This is a genomic window from Tractidigestivibacter montrealensis (assembly GCF_024741235.1).
GTDB classification, from domain to species: Bacteria; Actinomycetota; Coriobacteriia; order Coriobacteriales; family Atopobiaceae; genus Tractidigestivibacter; species Tractidigestivibacter montrealensis.
The window spans coordinates 215,464-241,458 of the sequence record NZ_JANSKA010000003.1; the positions used below are offsets into that span (position 1 = coordinate 215,464).

The window sequence follows — 25,995 nt, forward strand, 5'->3', positions numbered from 1 at the left end:
CGCATCAGCGAGCCCGCGCAAGAGAACAACCGAACACGAACCAGTTGCTTCACTACTCCTCGGGAGTGTGATTGATGACCGGGCTCTTGGTCTTGATGAAGTTGGGGACAAAAGCCACAACGAGCAGAATGGCGAGAATGACGTAGACGCCGGTAGGACCGAAGGCGGCAGCGGTGCGGCCAAGGGTGATGCCAATCACACCAAAGTCGAAGTCACCGAAGGTGGTGTTCTGGAAGCCGAAGACGCTCAGAACGGGGAGCAGCAGGGCGGGGGCGAAGGTGATGAGCAGGCCGTTGACGAAGGCACCAAGTGCTGCGCCCTTGCGACCACCGGTCGCGTTGCCAAAGATGCCGGCAGTTGCGCCGCAGAAGAAGTGGGGAACCATGCCGGGGATGATGAAGACGCCCATGGTGGCACCCACGATGAACATGCCAACCACGCCGCCGATGAAGGAGGCAACAAAGCCGAGAATGACAGCCGTGGGGGCATACGGGAAGAACACGGCGCAGTCGACGGCGGGAATGGCGCCGGGGATGAGCTTGTTCGAGATGCCCTGGAAGGCGGGCACAAGGTCGGCGAGGATCATGCGGACGCCGTTGTAGACGATGGTGACGCCAACGGCGAAGGAGAGCGCGCAGGTCAGGGCGTAGACGATGAAGTTATCGCCACCAGCGAGCTCGTCGACCACGGCGGGGTCGGCAACCCAGGCGACGATGCCGGTCAGCAGGTAGAAAAACGCCATCGTCAGGCCGGTGGAGATGGTGGTGTCACGCAGGAAGGCAAGGCTCTCGGGAACCTCGATCTTCTCGGTGCTGTTCTCCTCTGCATCCTTCTTGAAGATGCTGCCCACGGCAGCGGAGATGTAGTACGCAAGGGAGCCAAAGTGGCCCATGGCAATCTCGTCGCCCTCGGTGACCTTCTCGGTGAAGTGCTGGCCAACGGCGGGGAGCATGGCGCTCACGAGGCCGAGGAACAGGCCGCCCGTGATGACCAGGGGAACATCGGTGAAGCCAGAGGCCTGGAGCACGGCGGAGAGCAGGCAGGCCATGAAGAGGCTGTGGTGGCCGGTGAGGAAGATGTACTTAAACTTGGTGAAGCGGGCGATCAGGATGTTGACCACGTAGCCGAGAATCAGGATGACCATGGTCTGGACGCCAAGGACCGTCTGCGCCATGGAGACGATGACCTCGTTGTTGGGAACGACGCCCTGGATGTGGAAGCCGGTCTCGATGAAGGTGCCGAGAGGGGCAAGGTTGGTCTGAATGAGTCCGGCACCCGCAGAGAGCATGAGGTAGCCGAGGATGGGCTTCAGGGTGCCGGTCATGATCTTGTGGGCGGGACGCTTGAGTGCCACAAGGCCCACAAACGAGAACAGACCCATGATCCACGCCGGCTTGGTGAGAATAGACTCAAAGAACTTGAGAATGACGAGAACTGCGTCCATATACATCTCCTTCGATAGTTACTGCTCGCACCTGGCTGCTGGTCCCAGGCGCAACCTCATCGCTACTGGGCCTTTGCCGCCGCGGCCTTAATCGCCTCGAGGGCGTCCTCGCGGATCTTCTTCTTGTTCACGTAGCTGCGAACGATCACGATGTTGCCGTGAAGCTCGGGCGCGAGCTCCTTGACCGTGATGAAGAGGTCAGGGTTTGAGGAGGAGGCGCCGTTCAGGTCCATGGACTCGACGTCGGCGGAAATGCCCTCCTCGTCACAAATCTCCTGCACCTTGCCGGCGAGCATCAGGCTCGAGCCGATGCCGTTGCCGCAAACCGTAATGATGTGCATGTTCCTTCCTTTCATCCTCAGCCCGCATTCTCGCGGGCGTCGTTCCGAATGCGCGCCGTTGGAGCGACCTCTCGAGGTCGCCCTTCTCGGCGCCAAGCCCTACTCGAAGAACGAGTCCATCGTGGCGATGACGTCTTCCGGGGTCGCACAGGCCGCGAGCTTAGGGATGGCGTCCTCGTCGTCGAAGATCTTCGCCAGCTCAGCCAGGCAGTCGAGGTGCTCGCGGGGGTTGGGAGCGCAGATGCCGATAAGCACGCTCACCGGGTCGTACTCGTCGTGGCCAAACCTCACGGGCTCGTCGAGCGTGAGGATGCAGATGCCCTCCTCGGAAACGTTACCGTTGGACTGGGCGTGAGGCATTGCCACGCCCTCCTCGAGCACCACGTATGGCCCGAACTTCTCGATGGAGGCAATCATCGACTCGGTGTAGCTGTGGTCGCACTTCCCGGCGGCCTCGAGCAGCGCCCCCGCCTGGGTAACCGCGTCGCGCCAGTCCATCGCGTGGACGTGGCAACGAATCGCATCGGGGGTGAGCAGATCCTTGAGCATCCCCATCACCTACGGCAGGATGTGGAAGCCCAGGGCCTGGGCGTCCTTGTTGAAGCCACGCACGGTGTCGAGCGAGTACTCGAAGAGGTCCTTGCCCACGTTCTTGCGCTTGGCGAGGATAGAGTTCTGCACGGTGATGATCTGGCAGCCCACCGACTCGGCCTGGAAGATGTTAAGCAGCTCGCGCGTGCTTGCCCAGAGGATCTCGCACTGGGGCTTGGGGGCAGCGAGCTTCACGGCGTCCGCAACCACCGGCAGGGGATCGACGCCGGTGTCGGCGATGCGACCGGCAAAGATGGAGATGATCGACGGCACGTCGGGAGAGACGGCTTCGATGAAGTCGGAGATCTGCTCGTTGGTGAAGAGGGTCGTGACATTGATCTTGATGCCATCATGCGAGAGCTTGCGCACCAGATCCTTAGTGGACTCGCCCTTGGTGTTGAGCGCGGGAATCTTCACGTAGACGTTCTCAGCCCACGTTGCGATTTCACGCGCCTCGGCCTCCATGCCCTCGAAATCATCGGCAAAGACCTCGAACGAGACGGGCAAATCCTTGATCTGGGAGAGAACCTCCTTGGCGAAGGCACGGTAATCCGTGACCCCACCCTTCTTCATGAGTGAGGGGTTGGTCGTGAACCCCTGGACATTCCCCTCACGGTACATGTCAAGCATGCCCTCGATGTTGGCGCCGTCTGCAAATACCTTGATGCTCATTCCTCCGCCCTCCACGAAAGGATTCATAAAGTTCAGATTTATGTTCATAAGTAAATTACTTATGTTCTGAACTTCATTTACATGGAGGTAGTGTACACACGTGGAGACTATATGGTCGATTGACCTTGTATGATTCTGTAAACGGCTGATTTTTACCTGCAAACGGCTTAGGGCATAAAAACCGCCGAGATAAACGTTTTAGTTTCGAAATCGGAACCTTATGATGAGCAGAAGAGTGCTTTCCGCAAGCAAGCGCACCGGTTTTCGAAAGGGATGGCAGCAGGTGTCCTCCGAGGAATCATCTCCCGCAGATCGACAGTCGTTTATTCTCGAGTGGCTTGACAGCAACCCCAGCATCGCAGTCTCTGACGTGCAGAAGAGGTTTGGGGTATCAGACGTAACGGTACGTCACGACCTCATTGCCCTTGAATCCGCCGGGAAGGTTCGACGCGTTCGCGGCGGCGCGGTCTCTCTCGCTCGCACCATGCTCATGAGCTACCCGGAGGAGCGAATCAACTTCAATGTCGCGGCAAAGGACCGCATCGCGCATGCGGCTGCGGGGCTCGTCGAAGACGGAGACGTTATTATCGCCGACATTGGCACCACTGCATACCAGTTTGTGCGTCAGCTTGAGGACAAGAAGGGCATCACCATCATCACCGGAGATCTCTCGATTGCGCACTTTGCGAGCTTCAATCTTCCTGGCGCAGAGGTCATGCTCCTCGGGGGAAAGGTGCGAAAGGAGCACCTGTACCTGGCGGGCGCCATGACGCTCGACGCAATGTCAAAGCTCTATGCCGACAAGGCGTTCCTGAGCTGTGACGGATTTCACCACGACCACGGGTTTACGGTCGAGCACGACTTCAGCACGACCATCAAGCGCGCCTACATCGCAAACTCCCGCCAGAGCGTGATGATGCTCGACTCGAGCAAGCTTGGGCGAACAAGTTTCTATCGCTTCTCAACCATGGATGACTTTGACTATGTCATCACGGACGAAGACCCCGAAGGCTACCTTGTCAAGTCAGTTGACCGTTCCAAGCACGCACCGCAGCTAGTGATTGCCAGCTGACTCATGGCGCGCCGCCTGCAGAAACCCTCGCTGCGGTGCCAGATCGGCGCCACAGCGAGGGTTTCGTACGCACTTGCTGTCAAAGCGCACCCTGTGGCGCCAAAATGAGACAAAGGGACTGTCCCTTTGTCTCATGCGCCGCGGTCCCTACGCTTTCGCGGGGATAATCTCGATCCACTGGCCCTCGGGGTCGGCAATGAAGTAGAGCCCCATCGCGTGGTTCTCGAAGACGATGCAGCCCATCTCCTCATGCAGACGGTGGAAGGCATCGTAGTCGTCGACCTCAAACGCAATGTGGGTGTCATCGCCGCCATTGGCGTAGGGCTCAGTGCGCCCGCGGTTCCACGTGAGCTCCAGCTGGAACGGCGAAGCGTCGTTCTCCATGAACGTGTTTGTCCAGGAGCCGTCGTCCGGGCCGGACTCCCTCACCACGTGGAAGCCAAGCGCCTTCTCGTAGAACGCAATGGTCTTCTCCTTGTCCAGGACGTGCGTGCAGCGATGAACGAACTTTGCCTTCATGGTTGCCTCCCTAGAAAAACGCGGACGCGAGCACCGGCCCGCGTCCGCCCACGTCACGTGCACTGGGTTCAGGATACCAGCGAGAAGCGCCGCTCGGCCACTATCGGCCGGCGAGCATCTTGCTGAACGACGTGTCGGAATGGCGCGCCCACGTCACGTAGACAATCACGCTCAGCACGCAGGCGAGAGAAACAATCGACCACATGGCCGAGTAGCCCAGCCCCGTGATGAGCGAGCCTGCAATGCCTCCGCCCAGGCCGTAGCCAATGTCGTAGCCGCAGAGGAAGGTCGAGTTGGCCGAGCCGCGCGTCTCTACGGTCGAGGTGTGCACCGCCATCGACTGCAGCGACGGCTCGAGGCCGCCAAAGGCGTAGCCCGCGAGCACTGCCGAGAGGATATACGTCACGGCGTTGGGCACAAATGCCAAAAGCAGGAACGCCACGAGCATGGCTGCGTTGCAGGAGTAGACGAAGAACGCCTCACCCCGCTGGTCAACCAGCTTGCCCAGCGTAATGCGCACCAGAAGCAGCATCGCGGACATCACGAGAAAGTAGATCGAGCCCGAAGGCAGCGAGGCCTCGGAGGCAAAGATCGCCACGAAGTTCTCGAGCGCACCAAAGGTGAACATGAAGATGAGCATGGTCACCGTGGCAGGCAGCGAGTCACGGTTGATGATGGTGCGCAGGTCAAGCTTCTTCTTGGGAACGTCGACCTTGGGCGCGCGCACAAAGGCAAAGAGCACCAGGCCAAGGCCCGCGATGGCGGCGGCCACAGCGTAAAGCACGTTGAAGCCAAAGCCCTCCATGAGCGAGAGCCCCAGCGCCGTCGCCATACCAAAGTAGCCCATGCCCTCGGCAAAGCGTGGACGGCAGATCACGTCGGACGCCACGGTAGCGGTGGTCGAGTTGGAGAACGACAGGCCAACGCCATGCACCATGCGGATGGCAATCGCCACGGACAGCACGGGGACAAACACATAGCCCAGCGGCGCCAGGCCCATGAGGACAAGGCCGGCAACAAGCGCTGCCCTACGAACGCCATTGTCGAGCCACCAGCCCACAAACGGCCTGATAATCACGGCCACAAACGAGAAGGCCGCCACGCAGATGCCCGCCACGGCCTCGGTGCCGCCAAGGCTCTGGATGTAGAACGGGAAGGTCGAGAGGCTCATGATGTGGTTTGTGAAGACGCACAGGTTCACCAGGATGATAAGAACCAGCTCGCGCGCGTCCACAGCTTGGGCTCGCCCTTGCCCTTGGCGGCAGCAGATGTTGCTTCTGTCAAAAAGATCCCTCCTAGACGGGTTGAAGTGACCGTCCAGCAGGAATCGATCGTGCGCAGCGCGCGGATACGTCACGGCTGGACGGCGTAGCCATCAATTGGACTTACGCCGTACGGCAGCTCATTGACGTAGTGCAGTATAGCCGAGAAGCGCAGACTCGGACGGGGGCACCAGCGTTAGCCCTGCCCCTCGGCCTGCCCCTGGGAGCGTTGCGGCTTGGGGACGTCGATGCTCCCCGCGCCGGGGGACCAGTACCCGAGCTTGATTCCGCGCTGGTAGACGGCGACTGCCTTGGCAAAGTAGCCACGCGCGTTAAGGTGGGTCCAGTCCGAGCGCAGCTGCTTCGAAATGCACCCCAGGCGCGCATCCGCCACGTCCTCTGGAGTTGGCGTGAGGCCCGAGATCTCGAGCCCGTGCTTGATGAGAAAGACGCGCATGTTGATGAAGTGGTCGCCAAAGGCCTCGCGAAGCGCCGTCTCCCAGCTGGTCTCGCGCGGTGCGTAGTCATCCGTGAAGGGGACCTGGCTTGTGTCACCAACGGAAGAGCCCGGGTCATCGGTGTCACCCAAGATGAGATAGTCGTCGCAGCCGGAACGATCGATCATCGCGCGGTACTGGTCGATGAGGACCTGGTAGTCGCCATCCCAGCCGCCGTTGCTTCCCATCTCAAGCACGAGGATGTCGCCCGTGTGCTCCTCGCCCTCGTCAACGACCTCGGGGTCTATGTGGCTGATGGGTTGCTCGCCCTCGTCCGCGGGCGCGTCCTCGTCCGCGGGCGCGTCCTCGTCCGCATCCGCGTCCGGATCCGGATCGTCGTTTTCGCCTTTGTCGTCAGCGTCGCTGGTTGCGTCCGCGCCGTCGTTGTCGAGCGTTGCCCACGGGAGGGCGCCCTGCATGACGGCAATCTCCTCCGAGGTTGCGCCAGCAACGCCAAAGTTGTACGTGTCGAGCCCTGTGAGCTGCGAGAGCACCTGGGGGTATGACTGGCAGCTCGTGTCGTAGAGCTCTCCGTCCGCAAGCGAGACAAGCGCCCCGGGGTCATCGTCGGCGCCCACGCCCTGGGTCATGCTGTCGCCCCAGCAGACAATCTCGCGCGTGTCATCGTCGCTGGTGCCGGGGTAGAAGCGCCAGCCGAAGTTGTCCACGTACGAGACGTCCCCCTCAGCCTGCTGGGTACTCTCCTCGTCCGCGCCTACCTGAGAGGAATCGTTTGCGGGGCTCTGGCCGCAGCCGGCAAGAGAGGCCGCAAGCATGACGGCGGCAACCGAAACGCCAAGTCTTCTCACAAGCGCACCTCCCCTTTGCGCGCATTCACCCCAACACAAAAAAGGATAGTCGCGTGAAAGGGAAGTGTAAGGAAATCACACGGTACGTACCCGTAGCCAAAAAGCGACGCCCTTCGCGGGCGTCGCCGACGGCTACATCTCGGTGCCAGACTCGGCTTGCAGCGGCGTCGCATCCGCGTCCTTCTCGGCCTTGGACTCACCCACGTGCGAGAAGCACTTGGCAAACACCAGGCGCGAGATGGGGCCAGCCGCAAAGAGGTTCCACAGGAGCGCCATCGGGAAGTTCTTGATGAGCGTCCCCACCCAGATGGCGGGGAGCTGCGCTACGGGCATGCCCGCAAGAATCACGTTGAAGAGGATGCTCGCAACCAGGCTCATCGTGGGGCACATGATGAGGACGGTGCAGCACGAGCGAATGGTGCCCTGGATAAAGGTGCTGTCGCACTTGGGGTTGGTGAGACGTGCCGCCAGCGCCGCGCCGCCGCGCGTGCCCCAGAGGTTCGAGAACAAGAACACGAAGAGCCACATGTACGAGGCCTCGACCAGAGCGCTAAGGAACACGTCGTTGGTCATGTTGGAGAAGCCGCCGGGCATGGTGGGGATTCCCATCTTCCATGCCACGTTGTAGACCTCCATCCCGTAGGCCATGGTGATGGACATGAGAATCCCAAAGATGACTCCCTGTGCCTTGGTCTTAGGCATGCCTTGCTCCTCTCCGCCGCGCCTGCCCTGAGCTCGCGGCACACGAAAAAAGCGTGCGGCCGCCCACCAAGGGGCAACCGCACGCTTTGCTGACTACACCTTTTCGCCGCGGAGGATGGCATTGTTGGGCATCCGGCTCGCGGCGGCTTTGCGCTACACGCAAGGAAGACCATAGCACGCACGCAGCGCGGCACGACAAAATCAACACGTGGCAAGAGAGACGACGATAAGGCCCGTCGCCCTAGGCCCGTACACCCGGCACACCCTCGCCCAGGCCCTCGACCAGGTCAATCACCGAGCGCACCAGGCCGCCATCCGCATAGGCATCCTCGCGTACGCACAGGTAGAAGGTGGCATGTGCCTCCGGGTCACGGATGGGAACAAAGACCCGCTCGACCTGGTCATCATCACTCGCGCCGGCGCCGGCAACGTCCGGACGCACGAGCACGGGCGCGTCGGACGAGAAGCCCAGCATGCGGGTGGTGCGCATGAGCTGGCGCCAGACCTCGCGGTCCTCCTGCACCACCATGTGCGCGTGCGGGGTGGTGCGACGGTGCATGTCGCCCCAGAAGCCGATGCCCCCAAAGAGCAGGAACGTCTCGCCATCGAGGTCCTCAAAGCTCACGCTCTCGCGCTGTGCCAGCGGGTGGTCCTTTGGCGCCGAGAGGTACAGGCTCTCGCGCATGAGGAGCACGCTGCGCATGCCCGATGCCTCTCGTGTGCAAATGGCCAGGTCGATAAGGGAGTCGAAGAGGGCGCGCTCGGCATCTGCCTCGTCGCCCACCATCTCGGAACTCACGAGCGCGCCGGGCATGCGCTCCACGATGAGCGACGTGAGGTACCACAGCGGCGCCGGCGCGATGGTCCCCACGCGCAGCACACGCTCGCGCCGCGATGCGTCGAGAGACGACTGGCGCATGCGCCTCTCGGCGGCGAGAAGCTCCTCGGCGTGCGGCAGCAGCTCGCGTCCCACGCGGTTGAGCGCAAGCGAGTTCTTGCCTCGGTCGAAGAGCGACACGCCAAGATCCTCCTCAAGGTGCTGGATTGAGCGGCTGAGCGCCGGCTGGGAGATGTGCTGCTCGCGCGCGGCGGCCGTCACCGAACCTGTGCGGGCAACGGCAACAAAGTGGCGTACCTGGTCGGTGTTCATACGGACGCACCCCTCTCCCAGCAATGCACTTTGTGCATGGCAAGAACCCATAGCGGCATTGTACTTCTCGCCTGTACGGCTGCATCATTGGTAGAAAAACTAAGGAGGGCACCATGAAGCAGACCGCAGGCAGAGACCAGCTGGGCACCATCGCCCCACTCTTTGCGCACCTCAACGACGACGTGCTGTTTGGGGAGGTATGGGACCAGGAGGCCATCGACATCAAGACCAAGTGCATCGTGACCGTGACCACGCTCATGGCCTCGGGAATCACCAACGCATCGCTGGCGCACCACCTGGCAAACGCCAAGGCTCACGGTGTGAGTCGAGACGAGATTGTGGCCGTGGTGACGCACGCGGCCATGTACTGTGGCTGGCCCAAGGGCTGGGCCGTTTTCCGCATGATCAAGGAGGTCTGGGGCGAGGACGAGCAGGTCGGCGCCACCAGCGTCGATGAGCCACAGGGGCTCTCGGACATCTTCCCCATGGGCGAGCCCAACGACGCCTATGCCCAGTACTTCATCGGGCGCAGCTGGCTCGCGCCGCTTGGAGACCCGCAGCTGGGTGCGGACAACGTGACCTTCGAGCCGGGCTGCCGCAACAACTGGCACGTGCACCACAAAGGTGGCCAGGTGCTCATCTGCGTGGCTGGTCGCGGCTGGTACCAGGAGTGGGGCAAGCCGGCGCAGGAGCTTCACCCTGGCGACGTGGTGAGCATTCCGCCCGAGGTCAAGCACTGGCACGGTGCCGCGCGCGACTCGTGGTTCCAGCACATCGCGCTTGCCGTGCCCGCCGAGGGAGCCAGCGCCGAGTGGCTCGAGCCCGTCACGGACGAGGCGTACGCGCAACTGGCATAGGCGCTGGCGGCTCCCGCTCCGCGCGAGTCGCCGGAGGCACGGTTTCCGCTGCAAAGCCTGCAAGAATGGCCCCTCCGGAGACGATTTGTCGCCGGAGGGGCAACATTGGATGCAACTCTCGCAAAAAGCGGGCTTCCGGCGACTTTGTGCTAGGCAACAACCGCCGGAGCCACTCGCTACCAGGACAGCAGCTCGTAGCCGTCCTCGGTGACCACCAGCTGGACCTCCCACTGCGCGGAGTCCGAGCCGTCAGCCGTCCGCACGATCCAGCCGTTGTCCTTGTCGGTCGTGATGTCGGGTGCACCGGCGTTGACCATGGGCTCGATGGTAAAGCACATGCCAGGCACCAGGATGGGGCCGGTGCCCTTCTCAGAGACAAAGCTCACAAACGGGTCCTCGTGGAACTCGCGCCCAATGCCGTGGCCGCCGTACTCCTCGACCACCGTGAAGCCGGCCTCGCGGCAGAGCTCGTTCACGGCCGCGCCTACGTCGCCCAGGTGACCCCAGGGTCGCACGGCGGCAAGGCCCGCCTCGACGGACTTCTTGCACGTCTCTACCAGACGACGGCGCTCGTCAGACACCTCGCCAATGCAGTACATGCGGCTGGAGTCCGAGAAGTACCCACCCTTGATGGTGGACATGTCAACGTTAATGATGTCGCCGTCCTGAAGGATGTCCTTCTCGTTGGGGAACCCGTGGCAGATGACGTCGTTGATCGAAGTGCACACGCTGTAGGGATAGCCCTCGAAGTTGAGGTCGGCCGAGACCGCATCGTGCGCCGAGAGGTACTCCTCGACCCAGCGGTTGATGTCCATGGTCGAGACGCCCGCGGCAATGTGCTCGCCAACGTAGTCAAGGACGCCCATGTTGACGGCGGCCGACGCCTTGATGCCCTCGATGTCCGCGGCGGTCTTGAGGAGCGAGCGGGGCAGGACCTCCTCGCCGTCGAGGTACAGGCGCTCCATGCGCTCGTCCGCCGGGCCGTGGCACTTCTTGTACTTGCGGCCGCTCCCGCACCAGCAGGGGTCGTTGCGCCCAGGAACGGGCAGCTTGTCAAACATGGCGATTCTCCCATCGGGTCGAGCTTGGCTAACGTTTCAACGATACCCTCGTAGAGCGCCTACCGGAACCGGGATTGCAAGTTAGACGAATCTAATCACACCGTTTCGAGGGTGGATGACCGGGCCACCAAGGCGCCCGACACGCAGCTGGTGAAAAAGCTTAGTCATAACGTCGTAAACCATGCTGCCCTGCCCAATCGGGGACATTCGCGTTGGTTGGTAGCGACATGACCCCACGAGCAGCGTCGGAAAGAAGCGGACGCAAGTTTGTAAGCACTCGGAGAGCATTGTAAGGTATATATACCTGACTTTAGGTTCATATCTATCTCGGGAGGCACCGCATGTACACCATTGGCCAGGTGTCGCAGATGTTCGACCTGCCTGTATCGACGCTGCGCTACTACGACAAGATGGGGCTTCTCCCCGGGCTGGCGCGCACGTCGGGTACCCGCCGCTTCGACGAGGAGCAGCTGGAAGCGCTGCGCGTAATCGAGTGTCTGAAGCGCTCCGGGCTGGAAATTCGCGACATCAAGAAGTTCATGGACTGGTGCCAGGAGGGGCCCAGCACGTACGCCGACCGGCTGGAGCTCTTCCGCGAGCAGCGGCACGAGGTGGACAAAAAGATTGCCGAGCTAGAGCGCACGCGCGCGATGCTCAGCTGGAAGTGCTGGTACTACGGCAAGGCCTGCGAGCAGGGCAACGAAGACTTTGCGGCCAACCTGCCCGAGGGGCTCCCCGAGGATGGTCGCCGCCTCTGGGACGCTGCGCACAGCAAGACGGACGAGAACGCCTAGCGGCATGAAGACCTTCGGTCGCCGTAGCCGCGGATTCTCGCCAGTTAGGAAAAATCCGAACGTTTAAGCCGGGTTAACCGTCCAATATCAGCGGCACCGCTGGTAAGCCGCGCAGTTTCACCATTTAGACCAGGCTAACCATTCGGAATCCGCGTCTTAAGAGAAGACGAGCAGAACGCATGCGGTCATCGCCCTCTCGGCCCCACCGCTAAGCCGCAACGTGCACGCTTCAAGGGGAAACGCTGGTGCCGCAGCGTTGCGGCGCCCGCGCGTGGTAACCTGCCATACCGTTATCAAAAGCGAGAAGCCCGCGCACCGAAGCCGCGTGCTTCGAAGCCCCGCGCTTCCACACAGGAGGAACCATGGAACTCACCGGCCGTCAGATTCGCCAGCTCCGCAGCATGGCCAACCGACTCGAGGCGACCATCGGCGTTGGCAAGGCCGGCATCACGGACGCCGTCGTGCGCCAGACCGACTCGGCGCTCGAGGCAAACGAGCTCGTCAAGTGCTCGGTCCAGGGCACCTCGGGCATGGACACCCGCGAGGCTGCCATTGCACTCGCGCGCCCCACGCACGCCGAGGTCGTCCAGGTAATCGGCCACAAGTTCGTGCTCTACCGCACGTCCCAGCGCGAGGACATCGAGCACATCCAGCTGGTGTAGAGCTCGGCTCTGCGCTCTGGGGGCAGCCCCAACGAAGGAATGCGACAAAGCGCGACGACCTTTCGTCGTATATGCGACAACTATTGCGTCGCATATGCGACGGACGTCTCGTTGCTACATCGTGTATGCAGCAACAACCTCGCCGTAGTAGGCAATGTGCATGTCGCGGTTGGCGTCGCAGTTGGTGCTGGGAACGTCCTGTGGATAGAAACGGTCAAGGATGCCTGCCGGCAGGGCGTTGCGGTCCTGGGGCTGACGGTACACCACGCGGCACTCAAGGGTGATGACGGCCTCAGCGATTGCTGGCACGGAGACAACCTGGGACTTCACCGTGTGCAGCCCCAGCTCGGCAATCTTGTCGATATCGCGGCCGGTGACGCTACCCGCGCGACCCAAAATCTTGCGGTCGAACCCCTCCCCCGGGATTCCAATGGTGAACTCGCCCGTCTCGTCCAGCAGCGTGCGGGTGAAGCGACCCTCGCGCACAAAGGTCACGAACACCGGACGCGCCCACTCCACACCCAGCATTCCCCACGAGATGGTCATGGTGTTGGCCTTCCCATTTGCCGCGCTGGTAAGCAGCACTCCCTTGTTGACGGCAGGTAGAATCTCGCCCGCGTGCTCGAGCACGTCGATCTTCTCGCCCATGCAATCACTCCACTTCTGAAAGTCCCACGCCAGGGCGCCCGGGGACAACTCGGAACTGTCACAGTTGTACCCAGGCGCTTAGGAAATTGCTTCTCGGGCGCCGTTGGCCTCTACTTGCTCACAACCGAGATGCGCTCGCGGATGTGCTCGCCCGACTCGATCTCGTCCACCATCGCAATGGCGTAATCGGCGTACGAGATAACCGACTCGCCCTTCTCGTTGAGCGTGAGCTCCTCGCCGGCGAGGGTGTACGCACCGGTGCGCTCGCCCTCCGCCTGGAAGTCCGCCGCAGGCGAGACGTACGTCCAACGCACGTCGTCGCGGGTACGCAGGTAGTCGAGGGACTTCTGCGCCGCCGCTGCCACGTCCTTGAAGGCGTCCGGGAAGTCCGGCGTCTGCGCAAGGGTCACGGAGTGCTCGGGGTTCACGAAGAGCGACCCGGCGCCGCCCACGACCACCAGACGCACATTGGTGCCCGCAAGAACGTCGGCGAGATGTGCCACGGCGTCGGGAACAAGGTGAAGCGTGTCCTCGGTCCAACCGCCCACGGCGTCGACCACGGCGTCAAACCCCTCGAGCTGCTCACGAACAATCGTCAGGGCGTCGCCCTGGAGGAAGTGCTGCGCCTGCGTGCGGTTATCGCTTCGGGCGATGGCAGTGACGTCAAACCCGCGACGCACGGCCTCCGCCACGACGAGGCTGCCCACGCGACCATTTGCTGCGACGACAGCGATCTTCTTGGTGTTGTTCTGGCTCATGGTGATCCCCTTTCGGTTCTGGCGTCGGCCCGGCGCCGCCGCCCTTTTGACACTTGCAACATTACGGGCATTAGTGCATATTTGAAAGTAAGCCCGTTAAAGTGCTGTAAGTACCTACGAGTAACTATTGGAGGATACCAGGCATGTCGCAAAACGAAGAGTTGCTCAGCAGATTGCCGGCATGCCCGGTAGAGACCACGCTCACGCTCATAGGCAACAAGTGGGAGGTTCTCATCCTGCGCGACCTCATGGAGAGCACCAAGCGCTTTGGCGAACTGCGCCGCTCGGTAGGCCACATCTCGCAGAAGGTGCTCACCAGCCAGCTGCGCACCATGGAGGAGGCAGGTCTCGTGCACCGCGAGGTGTTCGCCGAGGTCCCGCCGCGCGTGGAGTACTCGCTCACGCCGCTGGGCAGAAGCCTCCAGCCCGTGCTGGACTCGCTGCGAGACTGGGGCACCAAGTACAAGCGCCACCTGTCAGACGGCACGCCGATAATGGAGTAGCACGGCACAGCCAGACCCTCCCTAACAGCTACGACGAGAGGTACGCTCAGCAATGACGTCGAGGCAGACCATACGCCACCGGCTCCTTGTCTCCAACGTGATCATGGTCGTGGTGCCAGTCCTCGTGACCGCGCTCGTGGGCGTGGCGTGCCTTGCCGTGATGCTCAACACGGCTCGTCACAACGGCCTGGGACTCGACAGCGAGAGCGACTTCTATTGGGCGGGTACCACGGCAGTCGAGCTGGTCGAGAACACCGTGGACAACGCTGCACCCACGTCCGTCTCGTACGACGGCGTCGCCTCCATGCTCCAGGGGCAAGGCCTTGACCTCGCCGTCATTGAGGATGGGGACGCCGTCTTCACTACCGGTGGCGTCACGGAGACGGACCTCTCGTTTGCGCTCGCCGCCAGCGCCACGGGCGAGAGCCCCGTCACGATGCGCTCCGGCGAGCGGACCATGTTCCTGAAGGCCGAGGTGGCCGACGACGGCGCAACCAACTACCAGGTTGCCGTCTTTGGCTCGCTCACCGAGGTCGCGGATGGCACCATCAAGCACATGGCGGTGGCCAGCGCCTTCATCCTGGCAATTACCGCGGCCCTCTCTGTCTACCTGGTAAACCGCTTCTGCCACCGCTACGTGTTCGACCGCATCGAGTGGTCGCTTGGTCACCTCGAGGAGGGCGTGCGGCAGCTCTCCGCCGGCAACCTTTCCTACCGAATCCGCTATGACCGCGACGACGAGTTCCGGCCCATCGCGGACTCGTTCGACCGCATGACGGCCCAGCTCCAGGCGTCCGAGGAGCGCCAGCAGCGCGACCAGCGCAACCGCCAGGAGCTTATCGCGTGCATCTCGCACGACCTGCGCTCCCCGCTCACCTCCATTCGCGGCTATGCCGAGGGGCTGCGCGACGGTATTGCCACCACGCCCCAGATGTGCGATCGCTACGCCACGCGCATCGCCTCCAAGGCCGAGGAGATGGATGGCCTGGTATCCGAGCTGTTCATGTTCTCCAAGCTCGACCTTGGTGACTTCCCGCACGAGGAGCGACCCGTGCGCGTGGATGCGTTCCTCCAGGGCGTGTTGGACAACCTTACGCCAGAGCTCGAGCGAACGGGCAACGCGCTCGCCCAGGTGGAGCTCGCACCGGCAACCGTGCTTGCCGATGAGCGACTCCTGCGCCAGGCGGTGACAAACGTGCTGCTCAACGCCTCCAAACATGCGCCGGGCAGCGCAATCACGGTTCGTGCGAGCGTTGCGCCGGACGGCAGACACGTCGAGGTCGCCATTGCCGACAGCGGACCCGGCGTGCCCGCGGAGTCGCTGGGACGCATCTTCGAGGTCTTCTACCGCACCGATCCGTCGCGCACGGCAGCCTCTGGCGGCAGCGGGCTTGGCCTGGCCATCGTTCAGCGCGCCATGCGCGCAATGGGAGGCGAGGCAACGGCAGAGAACGCCGAGCCGCACGGGCTGTGCGTGACCCTCACGCTGCGCATCACCGGGCAGAAAGCCGCCGAGAATAGCACAAGGGAGGCATCCGCGTGAGTAAGATCTTGATCGTCGAGGACGACGGGGACATCGCCGAGCTCGAACGCGACTACCTCGAGGCCAGCGGCTTTGACACCTTGATTGCACACGACGGCCGCAAGGGCCTCTCGCTTGCGCTAGGCGGTGGCTTTGACCTGGTCATACTTGACCTCATGCTACCGGGCGAGGACGGGCTTTCCGTGTGCCGTTCAATCCGCGAGCGCTCGGGCATCCCCGTCATCATGGTGACTGCGCGCAGCGAGGACATCGACGTGATCCGCGGCTTGGGCATTGGCGCCAACGACTACGTGACCAAGCCGTTCTCGCCAAGCGTGCTCGTGGCTCGCGTGAAGGCGTGCCTCGCCGCTGCCGAGCGCGCAGGAAGCGCTTCCACGGCGGCCGTTGAGACAAACGAATCCCAGGCAAGTGACCTTGTTTTTGGCGACGTGCGTATCTGTACCGCCTCGCACACCGTGAGCGTGGCGGGCAGCGAAGTCACACTCACCAACCGCGAGTACGAGCTCCTGCTGTTCCTGGCCCAGCGGCCGGACACCGTCCTCAGCCGGCAGGCCCTCTACGAGCGCGTGTGGGGTGAGGACGCCGTGGGCGACGGCGCCACGGTCACCGTCCACGTGAACAGGCTGCGCGAGAAGCTCGAGCATGACCCGGCACACCCGGTGCTCATCCAGACTGTGCGCGGCGCGGACTACATCCTGCGCTCGGAAGCCGGCAAGTAGCGCTGCCGGGCGGCCCGCAGCGCTACATCAGCTGCCGCCGTGTTTAGCTAGCGTTTATCTTTGCGTGCCAAGGCGTTTAGCGCATCTCCTTAGCATGTCTCGCCGTCAAGAAGCCAACACGGCGCCGCGGTGGTGCCCATGCTAAGGAGCGTGCCATGCAGGCCTTTGTCCTTTCCTTTATCGCCCAGTACGGTTACCTGGCGCTTGCCGCGCTGATCTTCCTTGAGAACGTCTTTCCGCCCATCCCCAGCGAGGCCATCCTCCCCGCTGCGGGCTTTATGTCGAGCATCGGATCGCTCTGGCTTCCCTCGGCAGTCCTCGCGGCAACCATCGGGTCACTGTTGGGCGCCTACGTCCTCTATGGCGTTGGTCGCGTCCTTAGCCAGGAGCGCCTTGAGCGCCTGATGGGCACCAAGCCCCTGCGCATGCTGGGCTTTGAGCCCGGCGACGTCTCGAGCGCCATCGGCTGGTTCAACAAGCACGGACGGATCAGCGTTCTGGTGTGCCGCTGCATCCCCGTTGTGCGCAGCCTCATCTCCATTCCCGCCGGCATCTCGGGCATGGGCGTGCTGCGCTTCTCGGCATACACGTTCCTTGGCTCGCTGGCCTGGAACACCGTCCTCTGCACGCTGGGCTATGTCGCTGGCTCTGCGTGGGAGAGCGCCTCGGCGGGTGCCACGCAGGCCATCGACGTGATGACCCTCGTGGTGATTGCAATCATTGTTGTTGTGGCGGCAATCTGGGCTGCCAAGCGCGCGATTCCCGCCATCAAGAACGCCGTGCGCTCCGAGGGCGCTGAGTAAGGCGAGCAGGACAGACGGACTACGCGCCGGCCTTGCAACCGTCGCACGGACAGCCTTCCTGCTGGGCATCTGGCGCTGTAAGTCCCGCGAAGAAGGAGGCCAAGCCGGTAGCCACCTGGGAATCTACCGAGTAGTGGCGCCAACGACCCTCTCGCCGACAGCGCACTATGCCGCAGTCGCAGAGCACCTTCATGTGGTGGGAGAGCGTGGGCTGGGAGATATCGAGGCAGGAGAGCAGGTCGTGCGCGCACATCTCCCCGCGCGAGCCCACCATGCGAACAATGGCAAGGCGGTTCTCGTCTGCCAGGGCCTTGAACACCCCGGCATCAATCTCGCTCATCCGCATCTCCCTTGTGCACGAGCCTAGTTTTCTCAGTCCCCCATTCTCACACGAAGGTCGGCAAGGTGGCGCAAAATGTCCTCAGCGCATGCTGCGTATTGCTCCTTGAGTCCTCCCATGGGATCTTTCAGACCCCAGTCTTCACGATGCGCACACGGAAGCGCGGGACAGGCGACACCGCAGCCCATAGTTACCAGCCAGTCCACGTGTTTGGGCAGTTCGGATAGGTGCTTGGGGCGCAGTGCTGCGATGGCTTCCGCCGGAATCCCCCGGCGCGAAAGCTCCTCCAGAGCGCCTGCGTCGACATGGGAAGCCGGGTCTGTTCCCGCCGAGAGGAATGTGGCTTCGCCGGACATCATGTGCTCCGCCAGTGCCTGGGCCATCTGGCTACGGCAGGCATTGTGCGTACAAACAAAGACAACGACTGGTCGAGGCGCACCCGCAGCCACAACGGCTGTCCCAGACTTGTTGGAACTTGTCTCTCTCGCCATGGCCTTCTCCCTTGCTGCAATCGTATCCATCTCGTTGCCGTCACCGCCACAGGCGGCGAGCAGCCCTACGCGTAGCGCCGCGCAATGGAGAGCGCAAGCCCTACGTAGCTCTCGCCAAAGAGCACGCAGTGCAAGAGCACCGGCACAAGCTGGTGGATGCCCACGCGCTCACGCCAGCCATCTGCCAGCGGCGACACCTCGTTGTAGCTGGCAAGAAGATCGTCCAGGTACGCGCAGCCAAAGAGCTGGAGCATAGCAAGATCGGTCTCGGCATGTCCGCCCGAGGCCATGGGGTCGATGAGCGCGGCGCCGGTGGATGCAGCGCGGGAGCCGTCGGCTGCCCAGAGAAGGTTACCGACCCAGAGGTCACCGTGGATGCGCGAGCAGCGGTGGCCCCGGCTGCGAACGAGCACCGGCTCTGGGGAGTCAAAGTTCCCCGCTGCCATGCGATCTGCCACATGGGTGAGAAGTCGTACCTCCGAGGCGTCCACCAGGCCTTCGTCGCGAATGGTACGCAGGTGAGGCATCACGCGCCACTCCGCGCACATGGCGCCCCACCCCGAACTTTCAGCCGGCTCGTCGGGTACCACGGGTGTGAGCGAGCGGCCAATCACGTAGCTGACGCCACTCCAGCCCGGCGGCGGGCAGCCGTACCACGCGGCGCCCGCCGCGTGCGTGTGCGCAAGCGCGGCACCAGCAAGGCGGGCCTTCTCGCGCGTAGGCGCACCCTCGTCGATGCGCTCTTCCAGCAAGCGGTGGACGCCCGCCTCCACAACGCGCGAGCACACAATGCCACCGTCTTTCTCGGCTTCGCCAAGCCAGCGCAGACCAGCCGCCTCACCTGTAAGGTCTGCTTGCGGGTTGTCGTCTCTCTTCTCGAAGGTCTCGGACATCGCACCGCTCCCAAACTCCGCCGCCACAAGGCATGCTGTTTGGAAGTATAGCGAGCGTCCAGCAAATGCCGCAGTCGCCTGCAGACGCTATTGCCGCACAACCTTCTCGAGAGCATAGTCGCCACGGGAGTAGCCCTCAAAATCATCCGTCTGGATGCGCCTGAAGCCGTGACTCTCATAGATGTGGATCGCTGGTTTGAGCGCGCTGTTCGTAAGGATAAAAATACGCCGAGCCCCATGTTGCTCCGCCCACGCAACGGACGCCTCGAAGACTGCCGTACCGCATCCGGAGTGTTCCCGAGCTGGGTTCGAACCAAGTTTGGCAATCTCCCAACCAGCGTCCCCGCGATCGAACGCGGCGCAGGTAGCAAGGGCTGTCCCATCGTCATCCACGGCAAAGAACGCCATGCCGCCATGGCGCACTTCGTCGTCTATCCCTTCGAACTCCAGCATGTCCGTTGGCTCGATTGGGCCAAAATAGCGTCCAATCCACCACGTGTTGAGGTCGATGAAGTCCTGTCTGCGAGCTGGAGTGTATTGCTCCAGCCTCACCGGGAACCCGCCTCGCCCTCGCCAAGCACATTCAGCACGAGCTCCATGGCATCAGCAACTTGCGAGAGCTGCGAATCGGCATCAGAGGTGACCCTCGCAATTAGCCCACTCTTCTCAAGGCCATGAATCATTCTGCTGAGATACCCCTTATCAAGGTGTAGCTCGGTAGCAATGTCTCGAGCACTGCAGCCTTCGCAATCCGCAATCTCGATAAGGACGTCGACTTCCATTGTCGACATGTCCGTATCAAGATATCCTTTGTCGAGAAGGCGCATGACTGGGACGTAGTGCCTGTTAAACCGGCGGATAGTCTCAATTCACGCAGATTCCGGCAATTCCCAGGATTCCCGCGACCACACCAATGTCAAAGGCCACACTCGAGCCGTCACCAACGACGCCCATCGTGAGGCACATGCCAACGCCAAGCACAAGCGCGGCGACAATCCCCAGTGAGTAGGCGCAGATAGTCGCCGGCAGCTTGGCACGCTGGTCGAGCTTGTGCAGCGCCACGACCTTCGACGCGTCTTTTGGCGCATACTCGCTTGCAAGCTGCTCAGCATAGATCTTGTCGGTGTTCATAGTCTCCATTGCGGTTGCCTCCTTTGCCATTGGGGGGCATCCGTCCGGCGCCCCGTGACATGACCATTACAGCGGAGGCCAGGCGCCAACGGAACAACACGAATGTCGTCTGGTGTCGAGTTGCCCCAACGGAGAAGACCATGAGCAGAGAGCGGCGCCGCCAGCCCAGAGCCAGCAGCGCCTCCACCTGCGGATTACCGCTTGCTGCAGGTTACTGCTCGTTCTCGATCTGGGCGATCTTCGCGATGCGGCGCACATGGCGCTCATCACCACTGAACGGCGTGTCGAGGAACGTGTCCACAATCTTCAGCGCAAGGCCGGGGCCGGTCACGCGAGCGCCCATCGTGAGGATGTTGGCGTCGTTATGCTGGCGCGTTGCCTCGGCAGAGAAGCAATCGCCGCACAGCGCGGCACGGATGCCCTTGAACTTGTTGGCGACAATGGAGACGCCGATGCCCGTGCCGCAGATGATGATGCCGCGCTCGCACTCGCCGCTCTGAACCGCGCAGGCCACCTTGGAGGCGTAGTCCGGGTAGTCGACGGAATCGGTGCTATAGGTGCCAAAGTCCTTGTACTCCAGGCCACGCTTGTCCAGGTGCGCCTTGACCTCCTGGAGAAGCTCGTAGCCGCCGTGATCACAACCCAAAGCAATCATCATGTATCCTTCCCTCGTGGATGGGCCCGCCCGGCGGAAGCGCCGGCGCAGGCGACACCTCATGGTACGACCTCGCGGCCGCAAATGCGTCCTCATGCCGCGACGTCACGACTCAAGCGTCTGCGCTGCGTCAACAAGCCACAGACTTTCCTGTCCGCGAGCCTTAGCAACCGTCCCCTCTGACACCTTGTACTTCGAGAACAGCACATACGTCCTTGCGGCGGCACCTGCAAAGACATCAGAGCGCTGGGCGAGAAGCCGCAACGCCTCTGTCTCATCGAATTCGTTTCTCCACTTACACTCGCCAACCAGCAGATTCGAACGGCCCGCATCCGATGCCACAACGTCCACGTCTGCCCGCTCGCGCGCAACGGGGTCGGTTCCCCACCACTTGCCAAACGTCGTCGCAATGAATCCCAGGTTGCCCGCAGCGTTCTGGCGCTCGACCCACTGCAGGCAGATGTCCTCAAAACGATCCCCCACATATGTGTCAAGTGCTTGGCCCGCAACAACCTGTGCAGCGGTCGCCTCTCCAGAGCCAGTCTCCACTGCTCCGGTATAGGGGCTCACAAACCGATACCAAAATGCAAAAAACGGATCTCTCAGGCGATAGGCCCCTTTCCTGGACCGGCTGGGATTCTCGCCAAATGGGACTTGGCGCTCGACCATCCCAAGTCCTTCAAGCGTCTGCAGATACTTGCCCACAGAGGGTTGTGCCACCCCAGACCTATCCGCTATCTCGCGAGGCTTTGTTGCGCCGGACGCAACAGCATCCAAGATCGAGGTGTAGAGGGTCGTCTCGTTAAGCTCCTGTCGAAGCAACATCTGGGGTTCCTCAAAGAGCAGGCCATAGGGATCAAAGAACAGCCTTGCTACGTTCTGCCTATAAGACTCCTCGGGACGTATCTGCGCAAGATAGTAGGGAGTGCCGCCAAATGTGACGTAATACTCAATTACCTCCTGGGGGCTTGTATTTGGAAGCATGAGCCTTGCGTCGAAGCAGTCGAATGGCTTTAGCTCAATCTGCGCCGTGCGCCGCCCGTAGAGCGGACTCTTTTGTCCAAGCACCTCGCTCTCCATGAAGCCCTGATTAGAGCCGCAAAGCACCAGCGTCATATTGGTTTGCAAGAGCTTGTGGTCAATCGTTGACTGCAGAATTGAAGGCAGTCCGGGATTTGCCTTCGCCGCATAGGGGAACTCGTCGAACACAAGTAACAACGGGGCATCATCCCCAACAGCGCGGCTGCCAACAAAGGCAAGTGCATCTCCCCAAGAGGCAAAAGGCGCGATTGGCATCGAGAAGAACGATGCTATTGCGCTTGAGAACTCCGCCAGATTGATAGTGTCGGACTTCTCTTGAGCGGTAAAGAAGAGGCAGCGCTTATCCTTCGCAAACTCCGTAAGGAGCATGGTCTTCCCAAGTCGACGCCTTCCGTATACGACAACCATCTCGAACCGTCCCGTATTGAAATGCTGCTCGAGCGCGGACAGTTCTCTCTTTCTGCCGACAAACCGTTCCATGGACGCCTCCGCTGTTGGCGAGACTAGCCTGGTTGCCCGGTCCCACCGTACCGATGGAAAGAGTACGAGTTCTAGCTAAGATACTACAGAGTAACTTACTTAAGAGTATCTTAGCTAATTGCATTCTCCTCGGTCCGTGTGAACCTAAGGAGCAACTCCCCCAAGAATCCCCAATACAAATGTGTGCAAAAGGCGTGCGTCAGGCAGGCGTCGCAATTCTACCTTGACCTAAAGTCAGGTTTAGATTCTAAGGTTCATATAACAGCGTGACCGCCAGCAGACAACCAGAGGAGCCACCATGATGCAGACCGAGAAGCTCGAACTTACCCAGGAGTGGGACAAGACGTTCCCGCAGGACACACGTGTTGACCACGAGAAAGTGACATTCGTGAACCGCTACGGCGTCACCCTTGCAGCAGACCTCTACAAACCCAAGGGCGTGCAGGGCAAGCTCCCCGCCCTCGCGGTAAGTGGTCCCTTTGGCGCCGTGAAGGAGCAGGCAAGCGGCCTGTACGCGCAGGAGATGGCAACCCGCGGGTTTCTCGCCATTGCCTTTGACCCGTCGTTCACGGGAGAGAGTGGCGGCCAGCCCCGCCGCGTGGCCTCCCCCGGCATCAACACCGAAGATTTCTGCGCTGCGGTGGACTATCTAAGCTGCCGTGACGATGTTGACCCGGAGCGCATTGGCATCATCGGCATCTGCGGCTTTGGCGGCATGGCCATCAACGCTGCGGCGCTCGACCCCCGCATCAAGGCGACGGCGGCCATGACCATGTACGACATGTCACGCGTGACCCGTGAGGGTTACTTTGGCTCCAGCGACAACAAGGAGGCTCGCGACGAGCAGCGACGCGCCTGGGCTGCCCAGCGTACCGCCGACTACAAGGCCGGCGAGTACACGCGCGCCGGCGGCGTGGTGGATCCCCTGCCCGATGACGCGCCGTAGTTCGTGCGCGACTACCACGACTACTACAAGACGTCGCGCGGCTACCACGACCGCTCGGGCAACTCCACCGACGGCTGGAACGCCACGGGCACCATGTCCTTCATGAACCAGCCGCTCCTGGCGATGGCCAGTGAGATTGACACCCCCGTCCTTCTCGTCCATGGCGAGAAGGCCCACTCGCGCTACTTTAGCGAGGGCGCGTTTGCGCAGCTCAGAGGTGACAACAAGGAGCTCATGATCATTCCGGGCGCCAACCACGTGGACCTCTACGACAACCGCAAAGCCATCCCCTTCGACAAGCTCGAGGCATTCTTTGACAACAGTTTTCGATAGGAAGACCAACTATGCGACACCATCGTTGAGGGGCATTACGTCCGATACTGTACTCAAGATCAATCGGACCAGGAAAGAGCGCTCGTGACCAAACTCTACATAGATGCCGACGCCTGTCCCGTCATTCGCGAAGCCCTGGCAGCAGCCAGGGCGCAGGACGTCCCCTGCGTCATCGCCGGCAACTCCACGCAGAACCTAGAGCGCCACCTCCGCGCATCCGACCCACGCGAACCGCAAGACCCCGCACATCCGGACCGCGGCTTCTGGGCAAGCACGCTTCAGGTGGGTGTGGGCGCCGACTCCGCGGACTTTGCGATCGTCTCCGCCATTACCCCCGCCGACGTGGTGGTGACGCAGGACATTGGCCTCGCGGACATCGTCCTTGGCCGCGGGGCCCGCGCCATAGGCGTGCGTGGTCACGTGTACAACCCGCTCACCATTGACTCGATGATGTTCATACGCCATGAAAAGAAGAAGGTGCGCCGCGCAGGAGGCAGAACCAGGGGTCCGGCAGCCTTCACGGATGAGGACAGGGAGCGCTTCTCGCATAACCTTGCCCGACTTCTGCGAGAAGCGCGCCAGTAGCCAGGCGACGGCCCTCTACCTCATAGCCCCAACATGACTACTCCTCATCAAGAGCAGCCAAGGCCTCCTTAACCGAGTTGTAGGGACCAGACAGTTTTTCCGTCACCGCATCATCCATGGCTGCTCGAAGACACCGCCACCGCCTCCACCGCCTCCACCGCCGCCGGAGAACCCGCCGCCCGAGCCGGAGCCCGAGGAAGCCACGGTGAACGCGGCATTCAGGCTGAACCTCATCGATGTCGCGGGTGCAGGAGTCCCGTAGCCCATACCGCACCAGACATATGTCGGCAAGAAGTCAGGGTCAGTCACAACGTCCGGCGCAACTACTCCAAGTTTCTCTATCACCTGATCAGAGACGCCCAGAACAACGGCCATCACGAGAAGGCGATTCCACAGGACAACGTCTTGAGGGACGGCTTCGTCGAGGTCGGTGAAATCGAGAAGCCATCTCTTCAGAGCTTTCATCTTCGCCTTGATCTCGATTGCGTTGTTGGAGAGCTTGGGCATGTGCTTGCCGACCCTCGAGATGAGAAACACGTCGACCGGCAGGGTGCCAAAGGAGACGCAGCCCTGTACGGTGGCAGCCGATCCATAGGCGCCGTCCGCGCCCCGGTTAGTCACGAACCCACGCGGTCGCGCTCTTGCCCTCGGCGACCAGCTGGTCCGAGAGCTTCTTCTTGGGCGAGAGCTCCCACAGGGGCTCGCTCGCCTTGGCCCAGCGCGTGGCAGCCTCCGCGCACTTGGACTCCGCCTCCTCCGCAGGCTCCGGGGCCGTGTAGTCCGTGGACTTGGCCCCGCTCTCGCGCACCATCTGGGAGAGCATCCCGGGGTTGTCCAGCAGCGGGCACGGCCTCAGCATGTTGGCGTTGAACGGCTGGTGCGCGCGATATGCCGAGAAGAGCGGGCTCTGGTAGCACTCCAGGAGGGTCTTCTCGCGGATGATTGACGCCGGCGCGCGAGAGATTTCCTTCACGGTAATGAAGGGAAAGCTCTTTTCACCGAGAAGTCCTATGAACGCCTCGTCCATACGCACGGCGGTCTCGTGGTACCTGCCCTTTTGTGCGCCGAAAACAGCCACGTTACCCCATCTTTCTCGCTTCGGGTGGAAACCGGATGCCCGACGTTCCTACTCTGCGCTGATCTCCTGGGCGAGTCGGACGATGTCCGTGCCGTAGCGCTCCTTGCCCCTCTGGATAAGCCGGTTGTAGAGGGGGTAGTTGACGCAGATTCCCGCGATTCCCACCAGCCCCGCAATCACGCCAACGACAAAGAGCAGGCCAGACCCATTGCCTATCACACCCATCGTAAGGCACATGCCCACGCCCAGCACGAGGGACGCGACAATTCCCAGGCTGTATGCGCAGACGAGTGCGGGAAGCTTGGCGCGCTGGTCAAGCTTGTGCAGGGCCATGACCTTCGTCGTGTCCTTGGGAGCATACTCGCCCGCAAGCTGCTCGGCGTAGATCTTGTCGGTGTTCAGGTTCTCCATTGCAGTGCCTTCTTGTTGTTGGGAAACGCCCCTGTGGCGCCTTGCTCACAAGACCATTTCACAAGACCATTACAGCGGAGGCGGGCAACGGGCGGAACAACACGGTTTGCTCCCCGTGTCGACTTTGAAAAAATAGTTAGCGAGCAAGCGGAGCAGGACGAGCGGCTCACGCGAACGCCTGACGGCTGCCCAGCCAGAAGCACC

34 protein-coding genes are annotated in these 25,995 nt (G+C 62.0%); 11 read left to right on the forward strand and 23 right to left on the reverse strand.

Annotated elements, in window-relative coordinates; translation table 11 throughout:
- Positions 1–52: 52 nt before the first annotated feature.
- From ulaA to NVS32_RS05690, 4 genes are all read right to left on the reverse strand, one after another.
- Positions 53–1,444: a PTS ascorbate transporter subunit IIC gene (gene ulaA, locus NVS32_RS05675; RefSeq protein WP_258499010.1), complete on the reverse strand. Its 1,392-nt coding sequence runs from the start codon at positions 1,442–1,444 to the stop codon at positions 53–55.
- A gap of 62 nt (positions 1,445–1,506) precedes the next feature.
- Complete coding sequence (locus NVS32_RS05680; RefSeq protein ID WP_258499011.1) at positions 1,507–1,785, reverse strand: PTS sugar transporter subunit IIB; 279 nt, start codon at positions 1,783–1,785, stop codon at positions 1,507–1,509.
- Positions 1,786–1,884: 99 nt separating this feature from the next.
- Positions 1,885–2,334: a PTS sugar transporter subunit IIA gene (locus NVS32_RS05685; protein ID WP_258499012.1), complete on the reverse strand. Its 450-nt coding sequence runs from the start codon at positions 2,332–2,334 to the stop codon at positions 1,885–1,887.
- Positions 2,335–2,343: 9 nt separating this feature from the next.
- Positions 2,344–3,048, reverse strand: a complete 705-nt coding sequence (locus tag NVS32_RS05690; protein WP_258499013.1) for a transaldolase — start codon at positions 3,046–3,048, stop codon at positions 2,344–2,346.
- Between the two features lie 283 nt (positions 3,049–3,331).
- Between NVS32_RS05690 and NVS32_RS05695 the strand changes: the two genes are divergently transcribed.
- Positions 3,332–4,120 (forward strand): DeoR/GlpR family DNA-binding transcription regulator, encoded by a 789-nt coding sequence (locus NVS32_RS05695; protein ID WP_258499014.1) that lies wholly within the window; start codon positions 3,332–3,334, stop codon positions 4,118–4,120.
- 147 nt (positions 4,121–4,267) lie between these two features.
- Here the strand turns inward: NVS32_RS05695 and NVS32_RS05700 are convergent, their stop codons facing one another.
- From NVS32_RS05700 to NVS32_RS05720, 5 genes are all read right to left on the reverse strand, one after another.
- Positions 4,268–4,639 carry a VOC family protein gene (locus NVS32_RS05700; protein ID WP_258499015.1) on the reverse strand — a complete coding sequence of 124 codons (372 nt, stop codon included), beginning with the start codon at positions 4,637–4,639 and terminating at the stop codon, positions 4,268–4,270.
- 100 nt (positions 4,640–4,739) lie between these two features.
- Positions 4,740–5,873: an MFS transporter gene (locus tag NVS32_RS05705; RefSeq protein WP_258499016.1), complete on the reverse strand. Its 1,134-nt coding sequence runs from the start codon at positions 5,871–5,873 to the stop codon at positions 4,740–4,742.
- A 224-nt stretch (positions 5,874–6,097) separates the two neighbouring features.
- Entirely contained in the window at positions 6,098–7,207 is a 1,110-nt protein-coding gene (locus tag NVS32_RS05710) for a hypothetical protein (RefSeq protein WP_258499017.1), read from the reverse strand.
- Between the two features lie 132 nt (positions 7,208–7,339).
- A complete protein-coding gene (locus NVS32_RS05715) occupies positions 7,340–7,909 on the reverse strand; it encodes a DUF2798 domain-containing protein (RefSeq protein ID WP_258499018.1) in 570 nt (189 codons plus the stop codon).
- A gap of 241 nt (positions 7,910–8,150) precedes the next feature.
- Complete coding sequence (locus tag NVS32_RS05720) at positions 8,151–9,059, reverse strand: LysR family transcriptional regulator (RefSeq protein WP_258499019.1); 909 nt, start codon at positions 9,057–9,059, stop codon at positions 8,151–8,153.
- Between the two features lie 113 nt (positions 9,060–9,172).
- On the opposite strand from NVS32_RS05720, the gene NVS32_RS05725 reads away from it, so the two are divergent.
- Positions 9,173–9,916, forward strand: a complete 744-nt coding sequence (locus NVS32_RS05725) for a carboxymuconolactone decarboxylase family protein (RefSeq protein ID WP_258499020.1) — start codon at positions 9,173–9,175, stop codon at positions 9,914–9,916.
- Positions 9,917–10,092: 176 nt separating this feature from the next.
- Here NVS32_RS05725 and map read toward each other — a convergent pair whose 3' ends face one another.
- Positions 10,093–10,977, reverse strand: coding sequence for a type I methionyl aminopeptidase (map, locus tag NVS32_RS05730; RefSeq protein ID WP_258499021.1), 885 nt, complete (start codon positions 10,975–10,977; stop codon positions 10,093–10,095).
- 341 nt (positions 10,978–11,318) lie between these two features.
- On the opposite strand from map, the gene NVS32_RS05735 reads away from it, so the two are divergent.
- Together NVS32_RS05735 and NVS32_RS05740 are read left to right on the forward strand one after the other, a co-directional pair.
- Entirely contained in the window at positions 11,319–11,771 is a 453-nt protein-coding gene (locus tag NVS32_RS05735) for a MerR family transcriptional regulator (protein ID WP_258499022.1), read from the forward strand.
- Positions 11,772–12,133: 362 nt separating this feature from the next.
- On the forward strand, positions 12,134–12,433 hold the full coding sequence (locus NVS32_RS05740; RefSeq protein WP_032111229.1) for a YhbY family RNA-binding protein: 300 nt from the start codon (positions 12,134–12,136) through the stop codon (positions 12,431–12,433).
- 114 nt (positions 12,434–12,547) lie between these two features.
- Here the strand turns inward: NVS32_RS05740 and NVS32_RS05745 are convergent, their stop codons facing one another.
- Both NVS32_RS05745 and NVS32_RS05750 read right to left on the reverse strand, forming a co-directional pair.
- Positions 12,548–13,081: a flavin reductase family protein gene (locus NVS32_RS05745; protein ID WP_258499023.1), complete on the reverse strand. Its 534-nt coding sequence runs from the start codon at positions 13,079–13,081 to the stop codon at positions 12,548–12,550.
- A gap of 110 nt (positions 13,082–13,191) precedes the next feature.
- Positions 13,192–13,839: an NAD(P)-dependent oxidoreductase gene (locus NVS32_RS05750; protein ID WP_258499024.1), complete on the reverse strand. Its 648-nt coding sequence runs from the start codon at positions 13,837–13,839 to the stop codon at positions 13,192–13,194.
- A 143-nt stretch (positions 13,840–13,982) separates the two neighbouring features.
- Here NVS32_RS05750 and NVS32_RS05755 point away from each other — a divergent pair, with 143 nt between their 5' ends.
- The 4 genes from NVS32_RS05755 to NVS32_RS05770 all read left to right on the forward strand — a co-directional run bounded on the left by NVS32_RS05755 (position 13,983) and on the right by NVS32_RS05770 (position 17,407).
- Positions 13,983–14,342: a winged helix-turn-helix transcriptional regulator gene (locus NVS32_RS05755; protein ID WP_258499025.1), complete on the forward strand. Its 360-nt coding sequence runs from the start codon at positions 13,983–13,985 to the stop codon at positions 14,340–14,342.
- A gap of 52 nt (positions 14,343–14,394) precedes the next feature.
- Positions 14,395–15,885 (forward strand): sensor histidine kinase, encoded by a 1,491-nt coding sequence (locus NVS32_RS05760; protein ID WP_258499026.1) that lies wholly within the window; start codon positions 14,395–14,397, stop codon positions 15,883–15,885.
- Positions 15,882–16,604, forward strand: a complete 723-nt coding sequence (locus NVS32_RS05765) for a response regulator transcription factor (protein ID WP_258499027.1) — start codon at positions 15,882–15,884, stop codon at positions 16,602–16,604. The genes NVS32_RS05760 and NVS32_RS05765 overlap by 4 nt, the downstream gene beginning before the upstream one ends.
- Before the next feature lie 155 nt (positions 16,605–16,759).
- The gene (locus tag NVS32_RS05770) at positions 16,760–17,407 is read left to right on the forward strand and encodes a DedA family protein (RefSeq protein WP_258499028.1); all 648 of its coding nucleotides are present in this window, start codon (positions 16,760–16,762) and stop codon (positions 17,405–17,407) included.
- Positions 17,408–17,426: 19 nt separating this feature from the next.
- Here NVS32_RS05770 and NVS32_RS05775 read toward each other — a convergent pair whose 3' ends face one another.
- From NVS32_RS05775 to NVS32_RS05800, 8 genes are all read right to left on the reverse strand, one after another.
- Positions 17,427–17,747 (reverse strand): ArsR/SmtB family transcription factor, encoded by a 321-nt coding sequence (locus NVS32_RS05775; RefSeq protein ID WP_258499029.1) that lies wholly within the window; start codon positions 17,745–17,747, stop codon positions 17,427–17,429.
- Positions 17,748–17,779: 32 nt separating this feature from the next.
- Positions 17,780–18,268 carry an arsenate reductase/protein-tyrosine-phosphatase family protein gene (locus NVS32_RS11010; protein WP_368407209.1) on the reverse strand — a complete coding sequence of 163 codons (489 nt, stop codon included), beginning with the start codon at positions 18,266–18,268 and terminating at the stop codon, positions 17,780–17,782.
- A 35-nt stretch (positions 18,269–18,303) separates the two neighbouring features.
- A complete protein-coding gene (locus NVS32_RS05780) occupies positions 18,304–19,131 on the reverse strand; it encodes a fructosamine kinase family protein (RefSeq protein WP_258499030.1) in 828 nt (275 codons plus the stop codon).
- An 87-nt stretch (positions 19,132–19,218) separates the two neighbouring features.
- Positions 19,219–19,683 carry a GNAT family N-acetyltransferase gene (locus NVS32_RS05785; RefSeq protein ID WP_258499031.1) on the reverse strand — a complete coding sequence of 155 codons (465 nt, stop codon included), beginning with the start codon at positions 19,681–19,683 and terminating at the stop codon, positions 19,219–19,221.
- A complete protein-coding gene (locus tag NVS32_RS11015; RefSeq protein ID WP_368407210.1) occupies positions 19,680–19,958 on the reverse strand; it encodes a MarR family winged helix-turn-helix transcriptional regulator in 279 nt (92 codons plus the stop codon). The genes NVS32_RS05785 and NVS32_RS11015 overlap by 4 nt, the downstream gene beginning before the upstream one ends.
- Before the next feature lie 37 nt (positions 19,959–19,995).
- Positions 19,996–20,271, reverse strand: a complete 276-nt coding sequence (locus NVS32_RS05790) for a hypothetical protein (protein WP_258499032.1) — start codon at positions 20,269–20,271, stop codon at positions 19,996–19,998.
- Between the two features lie 202 nt (positions 20,272–20,473).
- On the reverse strand, positions 20,474–20,920 hold the full coding sequence (gene rpiB / locus NVS32_RS05795) for a ribose 5-phosphate isomerase B (protein ID WP_258499033.1): 447 nt from the start codon (positions 20,918–20,920) through the stop codon (positions 20,474–20,476).
- A gap of 102 nt (positions 20,921–21,022) precedes the next feature.
- Positions 21,023–22,438 carry an ATP-binding protein gene (locus tag NVS32_RS05800; protein ID WP_258499034.1) on the reverse strand — a complete coding sequence of 472 codons (1,416 nt, stop codon included), beginning with the start codon at positions 22,436–22,438 and terminating at the stop codon, positions 21,023–21,025.
- Positions 22,439–22,736: 298 nt separating this feature from the next.
- Between NVS32_RS05800 and NVS32_RS05805 the strand changes: the two genes are divergently transcribed.
- The 3 genes from NVS32_RS05805 (at position 22,737) to NVS32_RS05815 (ending at position 24,302) form a co-directional block, all read left to right on the forward strand.
- Positions 22,737–23,384 carry an alpha/beta hydrolase gene (locus NVS32_RS05805; RefSeq protein ID WP_258499035.1) on the forward strand — a complete coding sequence of 216 codons (648 nt, stop codon included), beginning with the start codon at positions 22,737–22,739 and terminating at the stop codon, positions 23,382–23,384.
- Between the two features lie 3 nt (positions 23,385–23,387).
- Positions 23,388–23,717: an alpha/beta hydrolase gene (locus tag NVS32_RS05810; RefSeq protein WP_258499036.1), complete on the forward strand. Its 330-nt coding sequence runs from the start codon at positions 23,388–23,390 to the stop codon at positions 23,715–23,717.
- Positions 23,718–23,801: 84 nt separating this feature from the next.
- A complete protein-coding gene (locus NVS32_RS05815) occupies positions 23,802–24,302 on the forward strand; it encodes a YaiI/YqxD family protein (protein ID WP_258499037.1) in 501 nt (166 codons plus the stop codon).
- Between the two features lie 102 nt (positions 24,303–24,404).
- On the opposite strand, the gene NVS32_RS05820 is transcribed toward NVS32_RS05815, so the two are convergent.
- The 3 genes from NVS32_RS05820 to NVS32_RS05830 are packed head-to-tail and all read right to left on the reverse strand — an operon-like array spanning position 24,405 to position 25,791.
- Positions 24,405–24,923 carry a DUF2207 family protein gene (locus NVS32_RS05820; protein ID WP_258499038.1) on the reverse strand — a complete coding sequence of 173 codons (519 nt, stop codon included), beginning with the start codon at positions 24,921–24,923 and terminating at the stop codon, positions 24,405–24,407.
- Positions 24,916–25,380, reverse strand: a complete 465-nt coding sequence (locus NVS32_RS05825; protein ID WP_258499039.1) for an SPASM domain-containing protein — start codon at positions 25,378–25,380, stop codon at positions 24,916–24,918. Before NVS32_RS05825 ends, NVS32_RS05820 begins: the two co-directional genes overlap by 8 nt.
- Before the next feature lie 48 nt (positions 25,381–25,428).
- Complete coding sequence (locus NVS32_RS05830) at positions 25,429–25,791, reverse strand: hypothetical protein (RefSeq protein ID WP_258499040.1); 363 nt, start codon at positions 25,789–25,791, stop codon at positions 25,429–25,431.
- Positions 25,792–25,995: the final 204 nt, after the last annotated feature.

Coding starts and splice junctions, on each gene's coding strand:
- ulaA (WP_258499010.1), bottom strand. CDS start 1,444: ATGGACGCAGTTCTCGTCATTCTCAAGTTCTTTGAGTCTATTCTCACC.
- NVS32_RS05680 (WP_258499011.1), bottom strand. CDS start 1,785: ATGCACATCATTACGGTTTGCGGCAACGGCATCGGCTCGAGCCTGATG.
- NVS32_RS05685 (WP_258499012.1), bottom strand. CDS start 2,334: ATGCTCAAGGATCTGCTCACCCCCGATGCGATTCGTTGCCACGTCCAC.
- NVS32_RS05690 (WP_258499013.1), bottom strand. CDS start 3,048: ATGAGCATCAAGGTATTTGCAGACGGCGCCAACATCGAGGGCATGCTT.
- NVS32_RS05700 (WP_258499015.1), bottom strand. CDS start 4,639: ATGAAGGCAAAGTTCGTTCATCGCTGCACGCACGTCCTGGACAAGGAG.
- NVS32_RS05715 (WP_258499018.1), bottom strand. CDS start 7,909: ATGCCTAAGACCAAGGCACAGGGAGTCATCTTTGGGATTCTCATGTCC.
- NVS32_RS05720 (WP_258499019.1), bottom strand. CDS start 9,059: ATGAACACCGACCAGGTACGCCACTTTGTTGCCGTTGCCCGCACAGGT.
- NVS32_RS05725 (WP_258499020.1), top strand. CDS start 9,173: ATGAAGCAGACCGCAGGCAGAGACCAGCTGGGCACCATCGCCCCACTC.
- map (WP_258499021.1), bottom strand. CDS start 10,977: ATGTTTGACAAGCTGCCCGTTCCTGGGCGCAACGACCCCTGCTGGTGC.
- NVS32_RS05735 (WP_258499022.1), top strand. CDS start 11,319: ATGTACACCATTGGCCAGGTGTCGCAGATGTTCGACCTGCCTGTATCG.
- NVS32_RS05740 (WP_032111229.1), top strand. CDS start 12,134: ATGGAACTCACCGGCCGTCAGATTCGCCAGCTCCGCAGCATGGCCAAC.
- NVS32_RS05745 (WP_258499023.1), bottom strand. CDS start 13,081: ATGGGCGAGAAGATCGACGTGCTCGAGCACGCGGGCGAGATTCTACCT.
- NVS32_RS05750 (WP_258499024.1), bottom strand. CDS start 13,839: ATGAGCCAGAACAACACCAAGAAGATCGCTGTCGTCGCAGCAAATGGT.
- NVS32_RS05755 (WP_258499025.1), top strand. CDS start 13,983: ATGTCGCAAAACGAAGAGTTGCTCAGCAGATTGCCGGCATGCCCGGTA.
- NVS32_RS05760 (WP_258499026.1), top strand. CDS start 14,395: ATGACGTCGAGGCAGACCATACGCCACCGGCTCCTTGTCTCCAACGTG.
- NVS32_RS05770 (WP_258499028.1), top strand. CDS start 16,760: ATGCAGGCCTTTGTCCTTTCCTTTATCGCCCAGTACGGTTACCTGGCG.
- NVS32_RS05775 (WP_258499029.1), bottom strand. CDS start 17,747: ATGAGCGAGATTGATGCCGGGGTGTTCAAGGCCCTGGCAGACGAGAAC.
- NVS32_RS11010 (WP_368407209.1), bottom strand. CDS start 18,268: ATGGATACGATTGCAGCAAGGGAGAAGGCCATGGCGAGAGAGACAAGT.
- NVS32_RS05780 (WP_258499030.1), bottom strand. CDS start 19,131: ATGTCCGAGACCTTCGAGAAGAGAGACGACAACCCGCAAGCAGACCTT.
- NVS32_RS11015 (WP_368407210.1), bottom strand. CDS start 19,958: ATGCGCCTTCTCGACAAAGGATATCTTGATACGGACATGTCGACAATG.
- NVS32_RS05790 (WP_258499032.1), bottom strand. CDS start 20,271: ATGGAGACTATGAACACCGACAAGATCTATGCTGAGCAGCTTGCAAGC.
- rpiB (WP_258499033.1), bottom strand. CDS start 20,920: ATGATGATTGCTTTGGGTTGTGATCACGGCGGCTACGAGCTTCTCCAG.
- NVS32_RS05800 (WP_258499034.1), bottom strand. CDS start 22,438: ATGGAACGGTTTGTCGGCAGAAAGAGAGAACTGTCCGCGCTCGAGCAG.
- NVS32_RS05805 (WP_258499035.1), top strand. CDS start 22,737: ATGATGCAGACCGAGAAGCTCGAACTTACCCAGGAGTGGGACAAGACG.
- NVS32_RS05830 (WP_258499040.1), bottom strand. CDS start 25,791: ATGGAGAACCTGAACACCGACAAGATCTACGCCGAGCAGCTTGCGGGC.